The 6,192-nt window shown below is 70.1% G+C and carries 7 protein-coding genes; 2 read left to right on the top strand and 5 right to left on the bottom strand.

All coding sequences use genetic code 11. The features are described 5' to 3' along the window. The 5 genes from ACFV4N_RS38125 to ACFV4N_RS38105 form a co-directional block, all read right to left on the bottom strand. A partial coding sequence (locus ACFV4N_RS38125; RefSeq protein ID WP_499677544.1) for a cellulose-binding domain-containing protein occupies positions 1–697 on the bottom strand: 697 nt, incomplete at its 3' end. Between the two features lie 269 nt (positions 698–966). Continuing rightward, positions 967–1,965: a pectate lyase family protein gene (locus tag ACFV4N_RS38120; protein ID WP_499677543.1), complete on the bottom strand. Its 999-nt coding sequence runs from the start codon at positions 1,963–1,965 to the stop codon at positions 967–969. An 11-nt stretch (positions 1,966–1,976) separates the two neighbouring features. Continuing rightward, on the bottom strand, positions 1,977–2,969 hold the full coding sequence (locus ACFV4N_RS38115) for a pectate lyase family protein (RefSeq protein ID WP_499677542.1): 993 nt from the start codon (positions 2,967–2,969) through the stop codon (positions 1,977–1,979). A gap of 11 nt (positions 2,970–2,980) precedes the next feature. Further along, the gene (locus tag ACFV4N_RS38110; protein WP_499677541.1) at positions 2,981–4,015 is read right to left on the bottom strand and encodes a pectate lyase family protein; all 1,035 of its coding nucleotides are present in this window, start codon (positions 4,013–4,015) and stop codon (positions 2,981–2,983) included. A 488-nt stretch (positions 4,016–4,503) separates the two neighbouring features. After that, positions 4,504–5,142 (bottom strand): isochorismatase family protein, encoded by a 639-nt coding sequence (locus ACFV4N_RS38105; RefSeq protein ID WP_499677540.1) that lies wholly within the window; start codon positions 5,140–5,142, stop codon positions 4,504–4,506. Between the two features lie 71 nt (positions 5,143–5,213). Between ACFV4N_RS38105 and ACFV4N_RS38100 the strand changes: the two genes are divergently transcribed. Further along, on the top strand, positions 5,214–5,783 hold the full coding sequence (locus ACFV4N_RS38100; protein ID WP_499677539.1) for a TetR/AcrR family transcriptional regulator: 570 nt from the start codon (positions 5,214–5,216) through the stop codon (positions 5,781–5,783). Positions 5,784–5,950: 167 nt separating this feature from the next. Next, the coding region (locus ACFV4N_RS38095; protein ID WP_499677538.1) for an isochorismatase family protein at positions 5,951–6,192 on the top strand (242 nt) is incomplete at its 3' end.

The raw sequence follows: 6,192 nt of genomic DNA, 5'->3' as shown, positions 1-6,192 counted from the left end.
TGTTGGCGTGGTTGATGGTGCCCTCGACCTCGATGGTGATCGGGGTGGCGCTGGTGGCCCGGGTGCACAGGGCCTGGTGGATCTGGGTGCCGGTGGTGGCCCGGACCGTCGCCCCGCCCCGGCCGCCGGTGGTCCCGCCGTTCTGGGAGGCGTAACCGGTCGCGGTACCCGAAGGCGGGTTCTGGTTCGACGTCGTGGTGGTCGTGGTGGTCGACGTCGTGGTTGACGTGGACGTGGACGTGGACGTCGAGGTGTCGGTCGGCTGCCCGGTGCAGGCCACGCCGTTGAGCTTGAACGAGGTCGGCGCGGGGTTGGAGCCGGTCCAGGAGCCGTTGAAGCCCGGCGTCACGGAGGCGCCCGTGGCCAGCGAGCCGTTGTAGCTCGCGTTGCGCACCGTCACCGCGCTGCCGGACTGGGAGAACTCGCCGCCCCACAGCTGCGTGACCTGCTGGCCGGCCGGGAACGACCACTCCAGCGTCCAGCTCGACACCGCGTCACCCAGGTTGGTCACGGTGACGTTGGCGCCGAAACCGCCCTGCCACTGGTTGGTGACGGTGTAGTCGACCCGGCACCCGGCCGCGGCATTGGCATTGGTGCCGGCGGCCACCACCATGCCCCCGGTCAAAGCCGTCACCGACACGGCCGCGGCGATGCCGGCGATCCGACTCCTCGTGCTTTTGCCAATGCGCGAACTCATGCGTCGCCTCCTTGCGAACAGCACTCGTGGACAGCGGTTCCCCACGGCGCCCACCACTGCCGATCGGCGGCATCAACAGTGGTCAGCGGATCCTGGGAGCGCTCCCAGAGAGCATTGCGCAACTGTGCGAAATGGGCAACAAGATTCACGTCGATGAACGGATCGGCGATTCACGGACGTGAATGGAACAGGCGCCGGCAATCCTTTCCGGAAACCGGTGAAGCCCCGGTTCCCCACGAGCGGGGAGCCGGGGCGTCCTCCGGGCGGACCTACACGCGGCCGACGCCCGCGCCCGCGGTCACCAGCGACGGCACCGAGGAGGCCGGGTCCAACGAGTAGGCGTAGTAGGTGCGCGGCTCGACCACGGTGCCCAGGGTCTGCGGCGCGCCCGAGTTGACGTAGGCGTTGTTCCGCTCGACCACGCGCCCCGGGCCGCTCTTGTCGTAGCCGGACAGGATCGGCTTCGCCACGTTCTCGAAGTAGTTCCCCTCGACCACCACGCCCGCGTCCTCCGTCGACGCCACTCCGTACAGCGCGTTGCCCCGGTAGTAGTTGTTGTAGACGTGCACGGGCTCGCCGAACCGGACGCGGGGGTGCCGCTGGTCGGTGCGGTCGAAGAAGTTGTGGTGGTAGGTGACCCGCAGCTTGCCCCGGTCGGCGGTGTAGGTGTCGGAGTGGCCGAGCAGGGCGGCCTTGCTGTGGTCGTGGAAGTGGTTCCAGGAGATCGTCACGTAGTCCGACTCCCGCTTGACGTCGAGCAGGCCGTCGTAGCCGCGGGACAGGTCGCAGTGGTCGATCCACACGTGGTGGGCCTTGTTGGTGACGCTGATCGAGTCGTCGGACGCGTCGGTGAACCGCAGGTTGCGGATGATCACGTTGTTGCCGGGGCGGGTGGTGGAGCCCAGTTGGAGCCCGCCGCCGGTGATCTCGGAGCCCGAGCCGACCCCGAGGATCGTCTTGTTCGCGACCACGGTCAGCATGTCGTCGCCGACCTGGATGCGGCCGGACACCGTGATGACGTAGGGCTCCTTGCGGCCCACGTAGTCGGCCAGGGCGTCGGCGGTGGTGACGGTGACCGCCTGGCCGCCCGCGCCGCCGGTGGTGCCGTTGAGGCCCAGCGCGTCGACCGAGGCGAACCCGTCGGCGACGGCGAGCGCCGAGGGGTGCTGGTAGGGGGTGGGGTAGGCACTGGCGTTGCGCGGGGCGGTGGCGGCGAAGGCGGCCAGCGCCGAGCCGGCGAGCAGGCTCCGGCGGTTCAACGGGCTCATGGTCCCCTCCTTCAGATCCGGCCCACGCCGACGCCGGCGGGCACCGTGGTGCGCAGGTTCGCGGCGTTGTCGGGCGTGTAGGCGTAGTAGGTGCGCGGCTCGACCACGGAGCCGAGCGTCTCCGGGCTGCCCGAGTTGACGTAGACGTTGTTCCGCTCGACCACCCGCCCCGGCCCGCTCTCGTCGTAGCCGGAGTAGATCGGGTGGGGCACGTTCTCGAAGTAGTTGTGCTCCACCAGCACGCCGGCGTTCTCGGTGGACGCCACGCCGTACAGCGGGTTGTCCCGGAAGTAGTTGTTGTAGACGTGGATGGGCTCGCCGAAGCGGACGCGGGGGTGCCGCTGGGCGGTGCCGTCGAAGTAGTTGTGGTGGAACGTGGTGCGCAGCTTGCCGGTGTCCGGGCCCGCGTTGGAATCGGAGTGGCCGAGCAGCGCGGTCTTGCTGTGGTCGTGGAAGTGGCACCACGACACGGTGATCAGGTCCGCGCCGCGCACGATGTCGATCAGGCCGTCCTGGCCGCCGCTGAGGTCGCAGTGGTCGATCCAGATGTGGTGCGAGGACTGCTGGATGCTGATGGCGTCGTCGTCCGCGCCGGTGAACCTCAGGTTCCGGATGATCACGTTCTGCCGGCGGTACATGTCCAGGCCGCCGCCGCTGATCTCGGCGCCGGGCAGGCCGATGACGGTCTTGTTCGACCGCAGGGCGTGCTTGCTGCTGAACCGCATGACCCCGTCGACCTGGATGATGTAGGGCTCGTTGCGGTCGCAGTAGTCCAGGAACGCGTCGGTGTCCCGCACGGTGACCACGGGACCGCCGAGGCCGCCGGTGGTGCCGTTCTGGCCGAGCAGGTTGGTGCCGGCGAAGCCGTCGGCGGTGGCGAACGGCGCGGCCCACACGGGGTTCGTGGTGGTCGCGGGCCTGGCCGCGGCGGCTTTGGCCGTGGCGGCGGTCAGGGCGGTGGCGGCGGCGCCGGCGAGGAGGCCGCGCCTGCTGATGGGGCTCATGGCCGGTCCTCTCAGATCTTGCCGACGCCCGCGCCCGCGGGCACGACGGTCGGCACCTCGGCGGCGCGGTGGGGGGTGTAGGCGTAGTACGTGCGCGGCTCGACGACGCTGCCCCGCGTCTCGATCTCGTGGTTGCAGTCGACGAGGACGTTGTCGCGCTGCACCATGCGGCCCAGGTCGCCGCTGAAGTCGACCCGGCCCGGGTTGTTCACGCTGTAGAAGTAGTTGCCCTCCAGCACCACCCCGGCGTTCATCGCCGACGCCACGCCGTAGCTGTTGTCGCGGTAGTAGTTGTTGTAGACGTGCACCGGCTCGGCGAACCGGACGCGCGGGTTGCGCTGGTCGGAACCGTCGAAGTAGTTGTGGTGGTAGGTCACCCGCAATCGGCCGATGTCCTGCGCGCCGTTGTCGTCGTCGTGGCCCAGCAGCAGCGTCTTGTCGTGGTCGTGGAACCTGTTCCAGGAGACCGTCACGAAATCGGAGCCGCGCTTGATGTCGACCGCGCCGTCATCTCCGTTGGAGAAGTCGTTGTGGTCGATCCAGATGTGGTGGCTGAACATCTGGACGTTGATCAGGTCGTCGGTCGCGCCGGACATCGAGAGGTTCCGGATGATCACGTTGTGCACGGCGTCGGCCGGGGGAGAGGTCACGTCGTCGTCCACCGGCAGGCCGATGTTGAGCCCGCCGCCGACCAGTCGGGCGTCGGTGCCGAGACCGGTGATCGTCTTGTCGGAGGCCACGTCGTGCATGCCGTCGGAGTTGCCGGTCGGCAGCGTGATCGTGCCCTTGACCTGCACGACGAGCGGTCCCGGGCGGGCGATGTAGTCCAGGAACTGGGGCGCGGTGGTCGCGGTGACGACGGCGCCGCCCGCGCCACCGGTGGTGCCGTTCTGACCGAGCGCGTTGACGGACGCGAAGCCGTCCGCGGTGGTGGCGGCCAGGGCGGGCGCCGCACCGGGCGCGGTGAGCAGGGAGGCGGCCAGGGCGGTGGCGGCGACCACCGCGACCCGGGTCGGAGCACGCCTGTTCCCGATGGTCGTGGGCATGGTTATTTCCTTTCCCGGCAGGGGGCAAGGGCGGCGAAAGGATATTCTCATCGCACCGTAAGAGGTTGTTTCAGGCGTGTCAACGGGCGATTTCCGGTTCACATATGTGTTTGTTTCGCGCCGTTCTCGTTCACATACGTGTTCTATTCCGGGGTCTTATTCCAGGTGGTCGGGCATTTCGATCGGAATTCGACGGTCCCGGTTCGGCCCACCCCGCCGCCGAGCCCGACCGCGTCGACCCGGTCGCGCGGCACCCGCCGGAATTCCGCGGGCGGCGAGGCGCCGGGCACCCGGCAGGACATCCAGGCCCCCGTGACGGGCCGTTTGCGGTGGGGCGCGATCCCGGCGCGGGGTGGGCGTCTTTCGCCGGGCAAGGGGGACGACCGGGCAACGGGGGCGTCGGGCGCCACCGCACCGCGCGGTGGCGCCAGGTGCCGGCGTCGTGGGAGCCGCGCCGCGCGGTGACGTGCGACCGGGCTCGGCGCCCGTCAGACCGCGACGCGCTTGACCTGTTCCACAGTGGACGCGAAGGACTGCACACCGGCCGCCATGGTGGGCACGTGCTCGCGCATCAGGCGCTGGAAGTGCGGCGCGCTCGGGCTGCGGTGGTCCGCGGTGAACTCGCCGGCGAGCGAGAGCCAGGTCACCGGAACCGCACCCGCCTGCACCATCCGCCGCACGGCGGTCTCGTGCGTCTCGGCGGAGATGCTCGCGGAGGCGTCCACCACCAGGTGCACCTCGTACCCGGCGCGCAGGCCGCCCAGCACGGTCTGGAGCACGCAGCCCTCGGTGGACACACCCGCGATGGCGAGCCTGCGGCGACCCGTGGCGGCGACGGCCTCGGCGAAGCGCTCGTCGAGGAAGGCGTCGAAGTTGCCGCCGCGCTCGATCACCGGGTGGTCGCCGATGACCTCGCGCAACTGCGGGTACAGGGGGCCCGACGGCTTGTCGGGCATCCCGTTGGTGACCACCAGCCCGCTGTCGTACAGCACGGCGGTCTTCGCCAGGCCCACGACGTTGTTGACGTGCTGGGCCAGGTCGTGCGACCGCAGCACGTTGGCGAACCCGATGGCGTGGTCCACCAGCACGACGGTGGTGTTGCGCGGGGAGAGCGGTTCGGGGGACACGGGGACCTCCACTAATGAACGTCTGGTCATTAGCTACCGTACACGCTAATGACCAGATGTACACTAAGCGGGTGACCGCACCCCGCAAGCGCACGCGCGATCCCGAGGCGCACCGTGCCGCCATCCTCGACGCCGCCCGCGCCGCCTTTGCCGAACGCGGCTACGACCGCGCCACCATCCGGGAGATCGCCCAGCGCGCCGGGGTGACGCACGGCTTGGTGATGCGGCACTTCACGTCCAAGGAGCAGTTGTTCCTCGCCGCCGTGCCGGGACCGCGCGACCTCGGCGAACTCCTGCCCGGCCCGCTCGAAACGCTGCCCGAGCGCGTCGCGAGCGGCTTCGTCGACCGCATGGAGCGGGCCGGGGGAGGAGACCCCTTCCTCGCCCTGATCCGCGGCGCCGCGTCCGACGAGGCCGCCGCGACGCGGCTGTACGAGGCGATGCGGGCGACCAGCCTCACCGCCTACCTCGCGGTGATCACCGGCTCCGACGTCGAGGAACGGGTCGACCTGCTCGCCGCTCACCTCATCGGGGTGGCGTTCAGCCGTTACGTGGTGCGCAGCGGTCCGCTCGCCGCCATGCCGGCCGACCGCCTCGTGGCGCACCTGACGCGCACCTTGCGAACAATCCTGTTCGACTGAGGAGGTGCTGTCGACCCGCTTCGCGGACGGTCCCGCGCGGCGACCTGGGCCGACTCCGCACCGGAGCCCGACGCGGTCGCGCCCATCAACCCGAACGCGGCATTGCCGTCGCGGCCGGCGGCCCGTTGAATCGGTCCCGCCGACGACGCCGATCCCGGGAGCCGCACATGACCGAGCTGACCCTCGACCCGAAGACGACCGCGATCGTGCTCATCGAGTACCAGAACGACTTCACCAGCGAGGGCGGGGTGCTCCACGGCGCGGTCAGCGGGGTGATGGAGCGCACCGGGATGCTGCCCAGGACGGTGGCGCTGGTGGAGGCCGCCCGCGCCGCCGGCGTGACCGTCATGCACGCGCCGATCACGTTCACCGAGGGCTACGGGGAGATCACGTCGCACCCCTACGGCAT

Origin of the sequence: Actinosynnema sp. NPDC059797 (assembly GCF_042732085.1) — a bacterium.
In the GTDB taxonomy this organism is placed as follows: domain Bacteria; phylum Actinomycetota; class Actinomycetes; order Mycobacteriales; family Pseudonocardiaceae; genus Actinosynnema.
This window is presented reverse-complemented; position numbering and strand designations above follow the sequence as displayed.

What these genes read in the sequence shown, in the direction of transcription:
- ACFV4N_RS38120 (WP_499677543.1), bottom strand. Translation starts at nt 1,965, where the DNA reads ATGAGCCCGTTGAACCGCCGGAGCCTGCTCGCCGGCTCGGCGCTGGCC.
- ACFV4N_RS38115 (WP_499677542.1), bottom strand. Translation starts at nt 2,969, where the DNA reads ATGAGCCCCATCAGCAGGCGCGGCCTCCTCGCCGGCGCCGCCGCCACC.
- ACFV4N_RS38110 (WP_499677541.1), bottom strand. Translation starts at nt 4,015, where the DNA reads ATGCCCACGACCATCGGGAACAGGCGTGCTCCGACCCGGGTCGCGGTG.